Raw genomic sequence first — 1,360 nt, forward strand, 5'->3', positions numbered from 1 at the left:
TTCAGGAGCCCAACCCCAGTCACGCTTAATTGCCATATTGCCCAAACGAAGCTTCTCTTTACTACCGTTAGCAATCCGACAAGCAGCACTAACCCTCGTTGCTGTGGGAATACCGATGCCAAGGGAATTCAACCCTGGGATAAAGGCTTGCTTAGAGGGTTTTTTACAACCATTTAACTCAAATAAAACCGCAGCACGGACACCGTAGGCGTCTGCTAAGTCTTGCCAAGTGGCATTCAATGGCACATTCACCAAGATGCCATTGAATGGCGGAATCAAAATCTCTTGCCCCACTGGCATTGACTGCCGGTTTAAGGCTCGATTAAATCTAAGTAGTGTAGCCTCTTCAAGATTGTATTGGTTGGCAATACTCTCGACGGTTTCACCTGCAGCCACTTGGTGGCGAGTTAAGCGAGAGAGCACTGGCGGTGGACAAATATCCTCTATAGTTGTGTTTTGAGTTACTGTGTTTTGTGCCTGTTGTACTGTTTTTACTGTCAGGGTTGTTCGCGTAGCGTGGCCTTTTGGCCAAGGTTGCAGGTTGGCTGGTTGAAGTGTGGAATTTGTGAAATTTAACTGGCTTTGCGTTCGCTGAAAGCGGGACGAAGTCCATCGCCAACCATCATCTACAGATAAAGAACCAGAATAGGAATCCGTTGTTCCCAAGTTTGAAGTAGCAACAGTTGGGGTCACTAGCCAAAAAATTGTGGAAACAATTGGGAGCCAGCGCACTAGATTCATTGTTAACGATTGAGTCATAGATCAAGACTAGGCCAGAGGTAAACGGTTTCAAATTTTAGACTTCAAGCAAACAACCTAACCTTCGGGAATGGCTATATTTTGAACTTTCCCCGTTCGCGTAGCGTGGCCTTTTGGCCAAGGACTTCCCTCAACCCTCTAAAAGAGTAAACCTTCAACTATTCAACCTTCAACTATTCAACCTTCAACTAGTGAAGCTTTAGAGCACTCTTAAAATGCTAGGAATACTATCCACTGCCTCTAGAGTCTGAATTTCATCTAGAGCCTGTCGGAAGTTCCCTTCACGCACATCATGAGTGACGACCACAATTTCTGCTAAGTTTCCTTGGAAACCAATTTGCACCACAGATTCTAAACTGACATGATGTTTGCCAAAAGTGGTGCCTAAATGCCCAATTACACCAGGATGGTCTTGACTAAGGAACCGTGCATAAAAGCGGGTGACCAGGTCTGAAATAGGAGCAACAGTACAATAGTGCTGATGAGCACAACTAAGTAGAGGATGTAGTTGCTTGGCTTCGAGATCGCTTTTGAGGACAGCAGCAATGTTTAAGATATCCGACACCACTGCACTGGCTGTTGGACCAGAACCTGCACCAGA

At 45.6% G+C, this 1,360-nt stretch carries 2 protein-coding genes; both read right to left on the reverse strand.

Annotation, left to right across the window (positions count from 1 at the left end):
• The coding region (locus F6K49_RS49540; protein WP_293110139.1) for a LysM peptidoglycan-binding domain-containing protein at positions 1-741 on the reverse strand (741 nt) is incomplete at its 3' end.
• A gap of 217 nt (positions 742-958) precedes the next feature.
• The coding region (locus F6K49_RS49545; RefSeq protein WP_293110142.1) for an ACT domain-containing protein at positions 959-1,360 on the reverse strand (402 nt) is incomplete at its 5' end.

The sequence above is a fragment of the Moorena sp. SIO3I6 genome (assembly GCF_010672095.1).